This is a genomic window from Flavobacterium sp. PS2, from assembly GCF_046250155.1.
Classification (GTDB): domain Bacteria; phylum Bacteroidota; class Bacteroidia; order Flavobacteriales; family Flavobacteriaceae; genus Flavobacterium.
Window position 1 is genome coordinate 4,100,500 of the sequence record NZ_CP176426.1, and the last position, 17,913, is coordinate 4,118,412.

General features: G+C 33.3%; 9 protein-coding genes and 2 tRNA genes. 5 read left to right on the forward strand and 6 right to left on the reverse strand.

The features are described from left to right. Positions 1 to 323: 323 nt before the first annotated feature. The 4 genes from ACJ6WR_RS18085 to ACJ6WR_RS18100 form a co-directional block, all read right to left on the reverse strand. Positions 324 to 1,292 carry a hypothetical protein gene (locus ACJ6WR_RS18085; protein ID WP_409416034.1) on the reverse strand — a complete coding sequence of 323 codons (969 nt, stop codon included), beginning with the start codon at positions 1,290 to 1,292 and terminating at the stop codon, positions 324 to 326. Next, complete coding sequence (gene purL, locus ACJ6WR_RS18090; protein WP_409416035.1) at positions 1,293 to 4,967, reverse strand: phosphoribosylformylglycinamidine synthase; 3,675 nt, start codon at positions 4,965 to 4,967, stop codon at positions 1,293 to 1,295. Positions 4,968 to 5,844: 877 nt separating this feature from the next. Continuing rightward, positions 5,845 to 7,695 carry an endonuclease gene (locus tag ACJ6WR_RS18095; protein ID WP_409416036.1) on the reverse strand — a complete coding sequence of 617 codons (1,851 nt, stop codon included), beginning with the start codon at positions 7,693 to 7,695 and terminating at the stop codon, positions 5,845 to 5,847. 339 nt (positions 7,696 to 8,034) lie between these two features. Then, positions 8,035 to 9,531 carry a hypothetical protein gene (locus ACJ6WR_RS18100; RefSeq protein WP_409416037.1) on the reverse strand — a complete coding sequence of 499 codons (1,497 nt, stop codon included), beginning with the start codon at positions 9,529 to 9,531 and terminating at the stop codon, positions 8,035 to 8,037. 125 nt (positions 9,532 to 9,656) lie between these two features. Between ACJ6WR_RS18100 and ACJ6WR_RS18105 the strand changes: the two genes are divergently transcribed. From ACJ6WR_RS18105 to ACJ6WR_RS18125, 5 genes are all read left to right on the forward strand, one after another. Further along, on the forward strand, positions 9,657 to 10,085 hold the full coding sequence (locus tag ACJ6WR_RS18105) for a PaaI family thioesterase (protein ID WP_409416038.1): 429 nt from the start codon (positions 9,657 to 9,659) through the stop codon (positions 10,083 to 10,085). Positions 10,086 to 10,095: 10 nt separating this feature from the next. Next, on the forward strand, positions 10,096 to 11,160 hold the full coding sequence (locus ACJ6WR_RS18110) for a chorismate-binding protein (RefSeq protein WP_409416039.1): 1,065 nt from the start codon (positions 10,096 to 10,098) through the stop codon (positions 11,158 to 11,160). A 129-nt stretch (positions 11,161 to 11,289) separates the two neighbouring features. Further along, positions 11,290 to 12,006, forward strand: a complete 717-nt coding sequence (gene bshB1 / locus ACJ6WR_RS18115; RefSeq protein ID WP_409416040.1) for a bacillithiol biosynthesis deacetylase BshB1 — start codon at positions 11,290 to 11,292, stop codon at positions 12,004 to 12,006. Between the two features lie 77 nt (positions 12,007 to 12,083). After that, a tRNA-His gene (locus ACJ6WR_RS18120) sits at positions 12,084 to 12,157 on the forward strand. 337 nt (positions 12,158 to 12,494) lie between these two features. Further along, positions 12,495 to 12,568: transfer RNA gene (locus ACJ6WR_RS18125), tRNA-His, on the forward strand. A 334-nt stretch (positions 12,569 to 12,902) separates the two neighbouring features. Here the strand turns inward: ACJ6WR_RS18125 and ACJ6WR_RS18130 are convergent. Next, positions 12,903 to 13,757: a neutral zinc metallopeptidase gene (locus tag ACJ6WR_RS18130; RefSeq protein WP_039116177.1), complete on the reverse strand. Its 855-nt coding sequence runs from the start codon at positions 13,755 to 13,757 to the stop codon at positions 12,903 to 12,905. A gap of 97 nt (positions 13,758 to 13,854) precedes the next feature. Continuing rightward, positions 13,855 to 17,883 (reverse strand): PAS domain S-box protein, encoded by a 4,029-nt coding sequence (locus ACJ6WR_RS18135; RefSeq protein WP_409416041.1) that lies wholly within the window; start codon positions 17,881 to 17,883, stop codon positions 13,855 to 13,857. Between the last annotated feature and the right edge of the window lie 30 nt (positions 17,884 to 17,913).

Sequence of the window (17,913 nt, forward strand, 5' to 3'; positions counted from 1 at the left end):
GCACAATAAATAAGTCTATTTTTTATGCGGGAGGGCAAAACTAATAAAATCAGGTCAAAAAAAAAGACAAAATCAGCGTACTAATTTTATCTTTTTTATACCAAAAATGGGATGTATTGAGAATTAACTCGTTGTGTTTTTAGTGCTCAATTTTGTGTATGAGAGTAGTCTTACTTAATAAAAAAAACTCATTCAGTTACGAATGAGTTTTTTTAGTATGAGTATAAAAATTAGATTTTCTCAATCCATTTTCTTGCATTTACAAACGCTTCATGCCAAGGAGAAACTTCGTCGTTTTAAATATTTAGCGACAACGTTTAAAATTATTTAATGACATCAATAATTATTGCATTTTGACCCAAAACATTTTTATCAAGTTCTACAAATTTTGTTGAGTTATTTTCATGATTAATTTTTAAAATTCCAAACTTGGAGTCTGTACGGAATACTAAATTCAGATATTCTTCATTGTAAAAAATCGTTCCTCCTATAATATTACCTACTGCAAATAAATTTTCAGAAGATTTATCTGATAATAAATTATTACTTAAATTAAAGTCAAAAGGTTTTACTCCATTAATTACTTTTGGTACTTTTAAATTCATAAGACCAAGTTTTGTATCGTTAATTTTAGCCAATCTTGTTGCACTTATCCTTGTACCGTCTGCTTGCAACTCTTTAACTGTTTTATCAGTAAGATCTATTTCTAAAAGACCATTAGATACAGTCGAAACATATAATTTATTATTGATGAGTTCTGTACTAGTAGTGAATGAACTTAGAAAAAAATTAATGCCTAAATCGGTTGTTTGATAATTTTGAATATTTATTGATATGATTTTATTTGGCTGACTTCTATTTGGCTGATTTTCACTCACTATTGCGACAAGTTCTGAGCCATTGTATTTTAAATTTGTGATAAAAGGATCCAGCATCGTTTCTGTAAGGGAGACTGGTAAAGTGATTTGCTTCGTTGTAGTAGTTCCTGTTAATTTGTCATAAATAATTAAAATATTTGGGTGGGGAATATATGTGGCTTCAAATGCATAGATTTTGGAACCTACATTACAAATAGTTGAAAGCATTATCAAATTTGATGAATTTTTAATTTGTCCAATAGTAGTCGTTTTTCCACTATTGTTACCAATTTCAAAAATTTTCCCTTCAGAAGTAATCGAAAGAAGTTTATAATCATCATCAATTTTTTGAACTTCTGGTGTTTCGTCATTGTTTTCGCATGAGAACGAAAACAATGACACTAAGATTAAAAGGAATAATGGTAATTTTTTCATTTAATTGTTTTTATTCTCAATCCATTTTCTTGCATTTACAAACGCTTCATGCCAAGGAGAAACTTCGTCGTTTCTGTCTTTTGGATAGTGCGCCCAGTTCCATTGGAATGTTGAACGCTCAATGTGTGGCATCATTACTAAATGTCTTCCTGTTTTATCACACATCATTGCTGTGTTATAATCAGATCCATTTGGGTTTGCAGGATATCCTTCGTAAGCATATTTAGATACGATATTGTAATTTTCTTCTGCTAATGGTAAATTGAATTTTCCTTCTCCATGAGAAACCCAAACTCCAAGAGTACTTCCTGCAAGAGATGATAACATCACCGAGTTGTTTTCGTGTACTTTTACAGAAGTAAAGATACTTTCGTGTTTGTTGCTTTCATTATGCAATAATTTACCATGTACTTCATGTTCCGGATTAATTACCTCTAGTTCCATAAATAATTGGCAACCATTACAGATTCCTACAGATAATGTATCTTCTCTTTTAAAGAATTTATCCAAAGCTGTTTTTGCTTTTTCATTGTACAAGAATGCTCCAGCCCAACCTTTGGCAGAACCTAAAACATCCGAGTTAGAGAATCCTCCAACAGCACCAATAAACTGAATATCTTCAAGTGTTTCACGACCAGAGATTAAATCGGTCATGTGAACATCTTTTACATCAAATCCAGCCAAGTACATTGCATTTGCCATCTCGCGCTCAGAATTACTTCCTTTTTCACGAATAATAGCTGCTTTTGGTCTTGGTTTCGAAGCGTCGATTACTGGTTTCTTTCCTGTAAAATGTGCTGGGAAAGTATAGTTTAAAATTTGATTTTTATAATTCTCAAAACGGGCTTGCGCTCTTCCGTTTTTAGATTGTTTTTGATCTAATAAATAAGAAGTTTCAAACCAGATATCTCTGTACTTCGCAATATCCAAATTATAAATTCCAAATTCCAAACTTGGTTTGCTTTGAACTGAACCAATTTTGAAGAATTCGATATTGTTGGCGTTTAATTTAGCTTCAACAGTAGCATCAGATTTTGCCTGGAAAACGATTCCGATGTTTTCAGCGAAAAGAATTTTCAATAAATCTTTTTCTGCGAAAGCACTAAAATCAATTTTAGCTCCAAGGTTTACATCAGCAAAACATAATTCTAATAAAGTTGTGATTAAACCTCCACTTCCGATATCGTGTCCAGCAAGAATTTGGTCTTCGCCAATTAATTCCTGAATGGTATTAAATGCATTTTTAAAGAAAGAAGCGTCTTTAATAGTAGAAGTTTCGTTTCCGATAGTATTTCTGATTTGTGCAAAAGAAGAACCTCCTAATTTGTACGCATCCTGAGATAAATTGATATAATAAATAGAACCACCATTTTTCTGTAAAACTGGCTCTACTACTTTTTTAATGTCTGTACAATTTCCACCTGCCGAAATAATAACCGTTCCCGGTGCGATTACTTCATCATTAGGATATTTTTGTTTCATTGACAGTGAATCTTTTCCTGTTGGGATATTGATTCCTAGCTCAATTGCAAATTCAGAACAACCTTCAACAGCTGCGTATAAACGAGCATCTTCACCTTCGTTTTTACAAGCCCACATCCAGTTTGCAGAAAGTGAAATTCCTTTTAAACCATCTTTAATCGGAGCCCAAACAATGTTTGATAATGATTCGGCAATAGCATTTCTGCTTCCTGCTACAGGATCAATTAAAGCAGCGATAGGAGCATGCCCGATAGAAGTTGCAATTCCTTCTTTACCTAAATAATCTAAAGCCATTACACCAACATTATTCAATGGTAATTGTAATGGTCCTGCACATTGTTGTTTAGCAACTTTTCCACCTACACAACGGTCAACTTTATTTGTTAACCAGTCTTTAGATGCAACTGCTTCTAAACGTAAAACATTTTGTAAATAACTTTCGAAGTCATTTGCTGTATAAGAAACATCAGCATATTTTCTATCGATAGTTTTGTCATTCATAATCGTTTTAGGAGAACTTCCAAAGAAATCTTCTAGTGCATAATCCATAGGTTTAGCTCCAGTCGATTTAGATTCAAAAGTAAAACGGTGATCTCCAGTTACATCTCCAACTTGGTACATTGGCGAACGCTCTCTGTCGGCGATTCTTTGTAAGATATCAATATCTTTTTGACCAATTACTAATCCCATTCTTTCCTGAGATTCGTTTCCGATAATTTCTTTAGCAGAAAGGGTTGGATCTCCAACAGGTAATTTATCTAAATCTATTAAACCTCCAGTTTCTTCTACTAGTTCAGAAAGACAGTTTAAGTGACCTCCAGCTCCGTGATCATGGATTGATACAATTGGGTTGTTATCGCTTTCTACCAAACCACGAATGGCGTTGGCAGCACGTTTTTGCATTTCTGGATTAGAACGTTGGATTGCATTTAATTCAATTCCTGAACCAAAAGCTCCTGTGTCTGCAGATGAAACTGCAGCTCCACCCATTCCGATTCTATAATTTTCTCCACCAAGAATAACGATTTTATCTCCTTCTTGTGGTTTCTTTTTAATGGCTTGATCTAATTTTCCGTAACCGATTCCTCCAGCTTGCATGATTACTTTATCGTAACCAATTTTGCGGTCGTTTTCTTCATGTTCGAATGTTAAAACTGAACCTGTAATAAGTGGCTGACCAAATTTATTTCCGAAATCTGATGCTCCGTTAGAAGCTTTGATCATGATATCCATTGGAGTTTGGTACAACCATTTTCTTTCGTCCATTGCGTTTTCCCATGTTCTGTCATCCTGTGTAGATTCAGATTTTAAACGAGAATATGAAGTCATGTAAACGGCTGTTCCTGCAAGTGGTAAAGAACCTTGTCCTCCTGCAAGACGGTCACGAATTTCTCCTCCTGATCCTGTTGCAGCACCGTTAAAAGGCTCAACAGTTGTAGGGAAATTGTGTGTTTCGGCTTTTAATGAAATAACCGAATCAAATTCTTTTATTTCGTAAAAGTCTGGTTTGTCTGCTGTTTTTGGAGCAAACTGTTGTACGCGTGGTCCTTTTACAAAAGCCACATTATCTTTGTAAGCCGAAACGATATCGTTAGGGTTTTCCTGAGATGTTTTCTTGATTAATTTAAATAAAGACGTTTCTTTTTCTTCTCCGTCAATTACAAAAGTTCCGTTGAAAATTTTGTGACGACAGTGTTCTGAATTTGCTTGTGAGAAAGCAAAAATCTCAGAGTCGGTTAATTTACGTCCTAGTTTTACAGCTAGATTGTCTAGATAATCTACTTCTTCCTGACTTAAAGCCAACCCTTCGGTTTTGTTGTAAGCAGCAATATCATCAATGTCCAAAATTGCTTCTGGTTGCACGTTGATAGTAAAGATTTCTTGATTCAGTTCAGTATATTTTTGCGAAAGCATCGGGTCAAAATCTGAAAAATCAGCTGTTGCCGGATAAAATTCTTCAATTCTGATGATGCCAGGAATACCCATATTCTGAGTAATTTCTACAGCATTTGTACTCCAAGGGGTAATCATAGTGGCACGAGGACCAACAAAAAAATCCGTCAGTACGGATTTTTCTATTTTATTGGAGTTGGCAAAAAGCCAGTTTAATTTTGAAATGTCTTGAGCCGAAATTTCGTTTTGCGTTTGTACTGCAAAAACAGTTTTGCTTTGGTTTTCAAAGAAATGAATCATTGTGTTGTGTAGTTTGTTGTATTTAGCTGCAAATTTAGTGTAAATAAATAGTAAGCGCAAATTTGAAAACGAACTCTTTTAAAAAAAAATGCAGTGATTTTTTTTCATGATAATGTCGGGAGGTTCAATGGTAATGTGTAGAGGCGCAGAGTAGTACGTTTTTTTTAAATTTTGCAATGACGCAAAGTTTTTTGTTTCACGCAGATTTGGCTGATTGAGCAGATTTAATTGATTGAGAATTATTAAATCTGCATAAATTCTTTAGAGGTTTTGTATCTGCTTTATCTGTAAAATCTGCGTGAAAGATATTTCTTGTATAGAAGTTTTTTTTAATCTTAAAAAGACGCAAATATTTTTGTTTCACGCAGATTTGGCTGATTGAGCAGATTTAATTGGTTGAGAATTATTAAATCTGCATAAATTCTTTAGAGGTTTTGTATCTGCTTTATCTATAAAATCTGCGTGAAAGATATTTCTTGTATAGAAGTTTTTTTTAATCTTAAAAAGACGCAAAGTTTTTTGTTTCACGCAGATTTGGCTGATTGAGCAGATTTAATTGATTTAAGAATTATTAAATCTGCATAAATTCTTTAGAGGTTTTGTATCTGCTTTATCTATAAAATCTGCGTGAAAGATATTTCTTTTATAGAAGTTTTTTTTAATCTTAAAAAGACACAAATATTTTTGTTTCACGCAGATTTGGCTGATTGAACAGATTTAATTGATTGAGAATTATTAAATCTGCATAAATTCTTTAGAGGTTTTTGTATCTGCTTTATCTGCAAAATCTGCGTGAAAAAATGACTGTTTTATTTAGTATTAAAACAAAAAAAGCGACAATTTGCCGCTTTTTAATTATTAGAGATCTAATTTTTAATTAATTGATTATTATCTTTTTAATGAAAGTTTTTTCCTCTTTTGTAGCTTTAACTATATACAACCCTTTAGGTAGATTACTTACAGCTATAGATTGTTGAATTGTGTTTGCTTTTTCGAATACTTTTTGTCCAGATACTGAAATTATTTCTATCGTATAAGGAGTGTTTGAATTATCGAAATTAATAAAAAAGTTACCGTCTGAAGGGTTTGGATATAAGTGAATTTCATCTGAATCTGACATTAATTCAGGGTTTGTTACTTTTAGTGTACGATTTCCTAAATTTTCACAAGAATCTACAGCAAATGAATCCCATTGTGAACTTAAATTAAATGTTGAGCTTGGAGAAGTTACAGTCGATTTTCTTCTTAAAGTTACATTAGCTGCAAAGTCAGCTGCTCCACCATTAAAAGTTCCGATGATGTCGATGAGTACTCCATTTTTAAATAAACCCATAGGGTCATTTCCATTAAAAGTAATCTCTGAAGCTGTTGTCGAAATATTGGCTGAAGCTTTAGGATAACATGTAGAAGCAATAGAACTATTTACAATAGTAAATTTGGTTCCGCTATTTAAAGTTCCGCTTAAGGCTAGACCAGAACTCCATGTTCCGCCTCCGTTTGTTTGTCTTTTTATAGTGTATCCAGATAAGTTAATTGGGCTACCTGTTGCATTCAGAATTTCTAAAGCTTTGTTATTTCCAGATCCCTCGATGTATTCTGAGAATAATAAATCGGTTGTTGTTCCGCCGCCAGTTCCAGTACCGGTATCGGTTGTCTCGGTAATTGTATTGCTTGTAGCCGAAATATTTCCTGCAGCATCATTGGCTTTTACAGTAAGATTATAGCTGGTAGAAGCTGTTAAGCCAGTTATAGTAGCGGTTAAACCTGCAACTGTAGTTTTTAAAACTCCATTAGCATATACATTATAACCTGTAACTCCTACGTTATCTGTAGATGCTGTCCAACTTACAGAAATAGTGCTGGACGTTTTTGCGGTGCTTGCCAAACTTGTTGGTGCAGTTGGTGCTTGCGTATCGCTAGATGGATTCCAAACCTGATTTACATATTCGGGATGATCGATATAAGGATTTCTATTGTTCTGACGTGCGTAAATAGCATTGTTTCTTGCAATTTCTCTTGCGCTTACTGGATCTTGCGCGTTCCATGCCAAAAGAATATTTAAGAAGGCAGCTGTAAATACTTTATTACTTGTTCCCTCAAACATAGGGTAGCTGTAACCTGCAACGGTATTTTCATAACGTGTTGCAAAATAAAAATACATTCGGGCAATATCTCCTTTAAATTCGTTGATTGGCTCAAAAACAGTTCCTGAATATCCCGAAGTTGAATTTGCTCCAAGTTTCCCTCCGTTTTTAGAAATGTAAGTTGGTGTGTTTACAACTCCATGAGGATAATTTGATCTTATACCATTTACTTTTCCATCGGTTGGTGTGATAAAATGAGCATCAGAAACCATAGGTGATTTTTCACTAAATACTGATTGTGGGATTATATGTTCGCGGTTATAACAATCTCCTTCTACGACATAACTACCACATCGTTGTGTAGTTCCTATGCTATAATTGTAAGGATCTGTTCCTGATGGATTTTCAGAATACATGTCTAGAACTGTTCCATCGTTTTCATAAAAATTATCAATGTCAGATGCTTGATAAGTGACGTACAAACCGGCATAACCATTGTCTGTATGATCTTTTATGATATTGTACAATTGTGTTTTAAGGGCGTAACCTGTACCTGTTGCAGTGTTGTAATATCCCGAAGGAATTTGAGCAAAAGTCACAAAACTAAAAAGCAGTAATAAAATGGAAGAGTAGATTTTCTTCATAATTAATTTAATAGTTTAAAGTTAAAAAAATAGGGCTTGTGAAACTTTCAAAAAATTGATTTTGAGTTGGTTAGTTTTACAATGAAACAAATCTACATCTTTTGGCGATACCTTGTGTTAAGAGATGTTTAATTTATGCAGCATTTTTCTTACTCGTGTTTTCCTCAATATTGTCTTTTCGACGAAGGAGAAATCTTCGCGAGAAGCTCGACAAAGATTGGATTCTAGTTGCGGAGTTACTTGCGGAGATTTCTCCTTCGTCGAAAAGACAGACAGTACGCTTAATAGTTGCTTAAACAAAAATACTTAGTGCTTTAGCATTTTTGTAAAAAAAAACAATTATTTCGGAAATGGCATGCTTTGATAAGCGCCTAAATCGGGAGGTGAAGTCCTTGTGTTTCCTATAATATCAATCGGAATGTTATACGCTTGATTTCCTTTTGCGAAAGCGCCAGAATTGGTGTCGATATTAAATTTGTTTTCTGAAGCATTATAAAACTTAGGATCCTGATTTAATATAATTGCATTATAATGTTGGGTATCGGTGTTAAACTGAAAATCGGGATTAGTGCTTGTGTTACTAAACTTGATTAGGCAATTATTAAACTGATATACAAAGGCTGAATTTGCTTTTTTGTTTAAAGATAATTCGTTTGTATTTGATCCGTAAACAATACAATTATTGAAAGTTGCCTGTGTTAAATCTTTGGTTTCGGGAGTTGCGCCTGCGAGAGTATTGCTAAGGGAAACCGCAGCTTGTTGAGAACTTTGCCAATTGTTATTGAATGTACAATGTGTAAATTCATAATTTCCGCCATATAAACAAGCTAGACTCGATAATCCTGCACGATTTATTACAATGTTTTCGCCTTTTATTTTTGCATTTTGTGCCAGAATACCATGATTTACAGAGTTGTAAATTTGTGTATTTTTGATGCTAACAGCTGTTTGGTCGCTATTTTCTATTAGTAAACCAGTGGTTGCATTTTTAATCGTAAGATGATTGATGATATTATTTGTACTTCCGTCAGCAAGCCAGATTGTTCCCCATTGTCCTGGAACATCGGAGTATAGTGGTTCTAAACGATCTCCTTCAAAAATTACTTCTTTCTCTAATTTTTCTGTTGATGAAAGAGCTCCATTTACATTAATACTTGCCTTTTTACTAACCAAAAGCCCTGAATTTGAATGAAAATAGACTCTTGAGCCAGCATCAAACGTAGCGGTTTTTCCTTCGGGAACGGCTGCATAGCCATATATTACATACGGTTTTTGGTTTGTAAATTGTAATTCGTTTTCTTCCAGATAAAAACCTGCTACTTCCTTGCCATCAATTGGTAATGTTTCGATAGTTCCGTCAGAGAGTTTTTTTGGATATAAAAAAGTAGCATCCTGAATAAGTGTTACCAATTGTACGTTTTGAAGATTTGCACCACTATCAAACTGGATTTGGTCGGTGTATAAAAAATCGGTTGGGTTTGCATCGGCAATTGCTGCAGTTGTTTCTATAAAAATATACATACTGTCTTTGGCCAAAAGCGTTACATCGCTAAAGATTTTACCTTCGGTTCCATGCATTCCATCAACAGTCATTCTGTATTTAGAGCTTAAGCCTTTTCCTAGTTTGATAGACGGGATTGTAATGTCTTTTTTACCTTGATTAAATACTTTGAGTTGGTATGTACTCGAACCAATATTCGTAAAAACAGTATCTAGATAAACGGTGTCTTTTGAGAAAACTAAATCTCCAGTACTGGCAACGGTTTCAAAATCACTTCGACATGAACTTGTTGCTAAAAGTATTCCGATAGTAAATAGTAAAAAAAAAGTACGCATTTGAATAGAATTTATGTAAAAATAGCAAAAAACTAATTCGATTAACATATGATTTTCAATTTAGAATTGCATTTTCTGTTTTGTGACTCATCTTTTATTTAATTTTACATTTTAAAGCCAAACAAATGAATTTTAGTAAAGAACAAATATTGGAGCGTTGCAATCAGTTTTCTCAAAACACGTTAATGCAAACTCTACAAATTGAATACATTGATGCTGGAGCAGATTTTTTAGTAGCCAGAATGCCAGTAAATCCAGCAGTTCACCAACCAATGGGATTATTACACGGAGGTGCATCGGTAGCACTTGCAGAAAGTGTGGGTAGTGCAGCATCATTTTTTTTTATAAATCCTGAATTACAAGAAGTACGCGGAATAGAAATTTCGGCAAACCATTTAAAAAGTATTCGTGAGGGGTATGTTTTCGGAACGGCAAGAATTATTCATAAAGGAAGAAGTTTGCATCTTTGGGAGATCAAAATTACTGATGAAGAAGGTAATCTGGTTTCATTGTGTAAATTGACGAACATGGTTTTAGACAGACAAAAAAAGTAATCTGGAAATCATGAATGAATTTTTTTCTAAAATTAAAAAACACAAAGAGCAGCTTTTGCCCTTTGTACTTTATAAGAAACCAAAATCGGATACAGTCATAGCTTTACTACAACAAAATAATACGTTGTATAAGGTTGTTGATTATAAAGAAAAGGGTTTTGTATTTGCTTCTTTTGATAAAAAACAAATTGTCCTTATTCCCGAAAAGGAATCTGAAATTTGTACGACTCTGTTAGAACGAAAATCGATAAATTTAGTTGATGTTGCTGATTCTGGTTTTGATGCTGAAGCTAAAAAACAATTTGAAACATTAGTTGTTAATGGTGTTCAGGCCATTGTGAATGATGAGTTTAAAAAAGTAGTTTTATCTCGTAGTGAAATTGTTCCTTTGAATGATTTTGATTTTATTGAGACTTTTCAAAATTTAGCAAATTTATATCCAACAACATTAGCGTATTGTTTTTATCATCCCGAAGTTGGTTTCTGGATGGGAGCAACGCCTGAGCAATTGCTTAAAGCAAATGGGAATATATTTGAAACAACTGCTTTGGCGGGAACTCAAAAGGCTGCTTTGGCATCAGATGTTATCTGGCATCAGAAAGAAAAAGATGAGCAACAATATGTTACCGACTTTATTGTAAAAAGATTGCAGGACGTAGCTTCTTCGGTAGTAGTTACTGAACCTTATAGTGCTAATGCTGGAAGTATCTGGCATATAAAAACCGATATTTCGGGGGCTTTAAATACAGATTCTAGTTTAGATGAAGTGATAGATTTATTGCATCCAACACCTGCAGTTTGTGGTTATCCTAAAAAGAAATCCAGAGCATTTATTCTGGAAAATGAAAATTACGATAGAACTTTTTATACAGGTTTTTTAGGCGAACTAAATAGCAGTTTCGCATCTGACTCGATAAGCTCTGATTTATTTGTAAATTTACGAAGTATGCAAATACGTAATTCTGAAGCCGTTTTGTATATGGGATGCGGAATCACAAAAGAAAGTATTCCTGAAAACGAGTGGGAGGAAAGTGTGAATAAGTCAATGACGATGAAAAGGGTTTTAAACGTGTAACTGTTGAATAGTTTTCAGTCGCAGTAATCAGTAACAGTAATCAGTAACAGTAATCCGTAAGTAGTAGCAGTAATCAGTGAAAACTGTAAACTGCGACTGGATACTGAAACTGGTACTAAAATATAAAATATGAAATTAGATATATTAGCTTTTGGAGCACATCCAGATGATGTAGAATTAGGTTGTGCAGGGACAATTTTAAAAGAAGTTTCTCTAGGGAAGAAAGTTGGCATTGTCGATTTGACCCGAGGAGAATTAGGAACACGTGGTTCTGCCGAATTAAGAGATCAGGAAGCTGCTGCTGCGGCAAACATATTAGGAGTTTCTGTACGTGAAAATTTAGCGATGCGTGATGGTTTTTTTGTAAATGACGAAGCGCATCAATTAGAAGTCATAAAAATGATCCGTAAATACAAACCTGAGATTGTTTTGTGTAATGCAATCGATGATCGCCATATTGATCACGGAAAAGGTAGCAAATTAGTTTCTGATGCTTGTTTCTTATCTGGTTTGATGAAGATAGAAACAACTCTTAATGGAGAGCAACAAACAGCATGGCGTCCTAAGGTTGTATACCATTATATTCAGTGGAAAAATATCGAGCCAGACTTTGTTGTGGACATCACAGGATTTACTGAAAAGAAAATAGAATCGATTTTAGCGTATGGATCGCAGTTTTATGATGCGAATTCTAAAGAACCTGCTACCCCGATAACGAGTAAAAATTTTCTTGAAAGTTTAAATTATCGTGCACAAGACTTAGGAAGATTAGTTGGTGTGGATTTTGCCGAAGGTTTTACTGTTGAAAGGTGTTTGGCCGTCAATAGTTTAGGGAATTTGATGTAAAAAAGATGAAAATTTTTCATTTTTTTCTTTGTAGAAGTAAAGTTTTGCTCTATATTTGCACTCGCTAAGCAGAAATGGTGGTTGTAGCTCAGCTGGTTAGAGCATCGGTTTGTGGTACCGAGGGTCGCCGGTTCGAACCCGGTCATCCACCCAGAAATTTAAAGCCTTGAAGAAATTCAAGGCTTTTTTTGTATGTTTAATTTTTTGAGAAAAATTTTACCGCAAAGAGTGCAAAGGGTTACACAAAGTTTAATGAATCGCTTTGCGAACCTTTGTTTTTTTTTGTCTTTGTGTGCTTTGCGTTTAAAATGGATTCTAAAGATTCAAAGGGATAAAGATTGTCTTATACAAAAAAGATTTAACTGCAAAGAGCGCAAAGGGTTATGCAGAGGTTCATAAAGTTTAATAAATAGTTTAGTGAACCTTTTTATTTTTTTCTTTGTAGAAGTAAAGTTTTACTTTATATTTGCACTCGCTAAGCAAAAATGGTGGTTGTAGCTCAGTTGGTTAGAGCATCGGTTTGTGGTACCGAGGGTCGCCGGTTCGAACCCGGTCATCCACCCAGAAATTTAAAGCCTTGAAGAAATTCAAGGCTTTTTTTGTGCGTTTAGTTTTTTGAGGAAAGGTAAAAAAAGATTCGAAGGCTCAAAGCGACAAAGGTTTTCCGTAGAGAACTCAAAGGATTACAAAGCTTAATAAATAGCTTTGCGAACCTCTGCGTTCTTTTTCTTAGCGTGCTTTGCGTTTAAAAAGTACATCCTTCGTCGGAAAGGCAAGTTTATGGGTAAACAAGCTTCGGAGAAAGAGAGTTTTGTAGAAAGACAACATTGCATAAAAAAAGCAGTTATTTTTCAATAACTGCTTTAAGTCGCTTGTTTCTCTAGAGAAAAAATCTTTTATCTAATTTCGGCAAACGTATCGCCCTGGCTAATATCTCCAGATTTAAACCCTTTCATAAACCAAAATTTGCGTTGTTCTGATGTTCCGTGTGTAAAAGAGTCTGGAACAACTCGTCCTTGCATTTTACTTTGTATTGCATCGTCTCCAACTGCATTTGCTGCGCTTAAAGCTTCATCAATATCGTCGGGATCTAAATTTGCCTGATTGTAATGCGCCCAAACTCCTGCATAAAAGTCAGCTTGAAGTTCTAATGCTACAGATAGTTTATTGGCTTGAGCTTCGCTTTTGCCTTCTTGTGCTTTACGCATTTTGGCCGATGTGCCTAGTAATGTTTGTATGTGATGCCCAATTTCGTGCGCTATAACGTATGCAATAGCAAAGTCCCCACCTTTGGCACCAAATCTTGTTTTTAGTTCCTCAAAAAAGGCTAAATCCATATATACTTTTTGATCTCCGGGACAATAAAAAGGTCCTGATGCCGATGTAGCTCCACCGCAAGCAGTTTCTACAGATCCTCTAAAAAGTACTAGTTTTGGATTTTTATATGTCATTCCGTTTTCCGAAAATATTTTGCCCCATATATCTTCATTATCGGCGAGATTTACTTTAACAAAGTTGCCCATTTCTTCATCTTCTTTACTTAATGGTGCAGCAGCTTCGGTTTGGTTTGATTGAGAACCTTGCATTTGTTCTAAAACTGGAGTTATTAATTGTGCATTTTCGCCTCCAAAAACATTTACTAGTAAAATTATAATTCCGATGATTCCACCTCCCACAAGAGTTTTTCCACCTCCCGACATTCCTCTTCTATCTTCAACGTTATCGCTCTGTCTTCTGCCTTGCCATTTCATAATTATATGGTTTTAATGTTTTTATTCGAAATTATATGTACACGAATTTATTGATATTTTTTGAAATAGTAGCTTTTATCTTCTATTTCTTTACTATTTAGGAAATCGATTTAATTATAGCTTTCTCGATGCTGCCTTTAATAATTGGTTTAGATATATAACCAGTCATTCCGGCATTGATGCAATTTTGCTTTTCATCTTTTTCTGCACCAGCAGTTACTGCGATTATAGGGGTTTTTTTACCTGATTTTAATTTACGTATTGCTTTTGTAGCTTCATATCCATTCATGACAGGCATTTGTATGTCCATGAAAATAATGTCTGGATTAATTACTTTGTGTAATCTAACGGCTTCTTCACCGTTTTCGGCATCGTAAATAATAGCATTTACAAATAGGTTTTTTATAGTGGCTCTAAGTAATAATCTATTCACATTATTATCCTCTACAACAAGGAACTTTATTTCTCTAGTGAGTAGGTCTTTGTTTAAAGTAGAAGTGCTATTGCTGTTTTCGGTCTCATTTATGAAAAGATAAGGCACATATGTATCGCAACTTTTGATATCTAAATCAAAATAAAAAGTACTTCCAATATTTAGTTTGCTTTCTAGTTTTAAATGGCTGTCCATTAAACTAAGTAGTTTATTAGAAATGGTTAATCCTAATCCTGTACCTCCAAATTTGCGGGTGGTCGAGCTGTCTTCTTGTGAAAACGCCTGAAAAATTCGTTTTTTGTTTTCTTCAAGAATCCCAATGCCAGTATCAGAAACCGAAAAGCGTATTGTGTATGTATCGTTAATCTTATCGAGTACGGACACATTTAGTTTTATAGTTCCTTTCTCGGTAAATTTAACGGCATTTGCTAGTAAGTTAATCAGGATTTGTTTTATTCGGAGTACGTCAATCCAAAAGCAATTTGGTACATCTTCATTTATGTTTAATTCTAATGTAAGTTTCTTGAGATTAGATTCGTATAATATTAAATCGACTACTTGATTGAGTATTTCTCTAATATCATATTTATCGATATTTAGTTCTAATTTTCCAGCTTCTATTTTAGAAAAATCAAGGATATCATTTATAATATTTAGCAATGATTGAGCCGATTGATTAACGGTAATCATATATTTTTGCTGAATTTCCTGAAGATTGGTTTTCATCAATAAATTTGTAAAACCAATAATTCCGTTTAAAGGTGTTCGGATTTCATGAGACATATTTGCCAGGAAATCTGATTTTGATTTATTTGCTGCTTCTGCTAATTGTTTTGCTTTTATAGCATCTTCAGTTTCTTTTTTGCTTGTAATATCAAAATAAATTCCACCAACAAAATCAATTGTATTTCCTTTTTTAATTACATCGCCAAATTCTTCTACCCAAATGTATTCGCCAGATTTTCTTTGTATTCTGTAAACACAATGTATTGGTATTCCTCTTTTTAAATCATTTATTTGGTTTTTAATGATGTTTTCTTTGTCCTCTGGATGCATTAATGAAATAAAGGATAATCTATTTTCGAGAAACTCAGTTTTTGGATATCCAGTTAAATTCTCGATTTCATCGTTTAGGAATACTTTGGAGCCTAATTCATCAAATTTGGATAAATAAACTGTACCAGGAATATTATTAGCAATTAGCTTAAATTTTTCTTCACTTTCGTGAATTCTAGCTTCATTTCTGTTTCTTTCTAAGGTCGAAGAAACGTTATTAGCAAGCGATTGTAAAATATAAATTTCGTCTTCGGACCATTTTTTTTCATTTGTACAATCATCAAATCCTATAAAGCCAGTAAAATCGTCATTTATATATAGCGGAAGTATCAAGATTGATTTGATTTCATTGGCTATTAATAGCTCTTTAAAAAACGAATCTTTAAGTTTTCTTGTTAGTGTATTTAAGATTTTTTTGCTTTGAGCCTGATTGAATATCTCATGTAAATTATCGGAGGTAAAACCTCGTAATTCGGTGATTTGCTTAGTAATTCCTTCTCTTGCCCATTTGTATTTCTGACTTACAAGATGGGTATCATTATTTTTTTCATAATAAAACATATGATCCACCTTTGTAGCTTTTCCTATTATTTCAAAGGTTTCTTCAAACATTTTAGAAGTGCTTTTGCTTAGTAAAAACTTTTCGGTACATAAAGCAAGTGCGGATAATAGCTGACTCTTGAATTCTAATTTTTTTTCGGTCATTAACCTCATTTGCGAAGAAATTGCTAATGAAATAATATCCGAAATGGTTCGGGCAAAATTGATGTCTTCATTATCCCAAATCCGTTTGGTTTTAGTAGATTCAAAACAAAGAATACCAGTTAGTTGTCCATTCGTAAAAATAGGGACATCTAGCATCGATTTAATATCGTTTATTAAGAAAGCTTCTTTTGTAAATTCTGATATTTCTAAATGATTAAAAACATCTGGAGCATTGATGATGGTTTTGTTTTTTATTGAGTTAAAATAGATAGGGTATAATTCTCTTTTTAAAATCTTTTTTTTCTCTAGTTTGTGATTGTCTACGCTAAATAAATTAGTACAAATAATTATATCTTCAGTATATTTCCAGTGGCTAACCCGATTGGCTTTAGAAACAATTGCGGCTTCTTTTATTATCAGTTCTACAACACTATCTATGTCATCGTAATTACTGAAGTTTGTGGTCGATAATTTTTTGGAGACAGTATTATAATCTTCAATTTTTTCATGCCTGATTTTATTCTCGTTTTCAATGTTTTTTAGTTTTGTAATATCTCTGGCAATACCTGAATAACCAATTATTTGGCCGGCATCATTTTTACGGATAATTACTTTTAGGGAAACCCATAATTCTTCGGTATTTTTTTTCAATAACGGAATTTCTATAGCTGGAAAATCATTTTCCTTTTTCTTTAAGTTTTCTTCCAGATTTTCATAAAAATTCACCGTATTTATGGTGTAATCAACGTGAATGAATTCTGAATAATTATGAGAAATAATTTCTGACTCTGAATATCCTAATGATGAAATTGCAAATTCATTGATGAAAGTAAAGTTACCGTCATCATCGGCTTCAAAAATCAAATCGGTAGCGGTCTGGATTAGATTTTTATATAAATCTTTAGTGTTTATTTGCTCAGTTATATCTTGTCCTATACTAATTATTAGGTCCTCTGAGAATTTTTTATCTTTCCATTGAATGTATTTATATTCTCCGTTTTTACATTTTAATTTACGGATGTAGAGTTTGTTGTCGATATAAGTTAAATGGTAATCTTCGCCAATAAACTCGGGATCTTCTGTAAGATTCCAGAATCCAATTCCCATAACTGCTTCGGGTGAATATCCTAAAATATCGATTATAGTTTCACTACAAAATAAGATTTCTCCTTTGCGATTACTGGCAATTGTAAGAGAGTTTCCTTTATGTACTATTTCGTTAGAAAACCGAAATTTGTCGTTTTCGTTTAATAAAACAGCATATTTTACGTAGTTGACAACAAATACAATAAGAGAAAAATTAATTAAAATTACAGATGTTTTTAAAGGAATAGAATGTGAAATAGTAACATCAACTAAAAACAAAAATAATAAGGCTGTAAAAAACCAATATAATTTTATAGGTTTTAAAATAGTATAAGAAAAGTAATAGGCTACGACAAAACTAATTATTGGGGTTATATCATTAGGAAGAGAAATGATATTGCGTAATATATAACCAAAGAATAGTAAAAATAATGCAATGAAGATAAATTGTACTTTTTTACGTAAGTATTTAACTTTACTAGTTATAAAATAGAATAATAAAAAGAAAAGACCAATCGAGGTATTAATGATAAGTAAGCTTTTTGGTCTAATTTTAAATAGCTCATTAACAATCTCCATTACAATAATGGTAATCCCAAAAAACAAAAAATAAAGAAGATACTCTTTATCAGTAGTATCATTTTCTTTCTCTTTTTCGATAAAATTACCTAATTGCTTTTTTATATTGAAAAAATGATAACCTAAAAAAATAATAAAGCCCAATAAAGCCAGTCCTAGTGCAGGAAATTTAGGATTGTTGTAAGAAACAATCCATTGGAGGTTTACGTCGCTAAATAACAATAAATTATGGGCCAAGCCTGTTAGGTTTGGCCATGAGGATATCATTGTTATAAAACTACAGTAAAATACCATAGA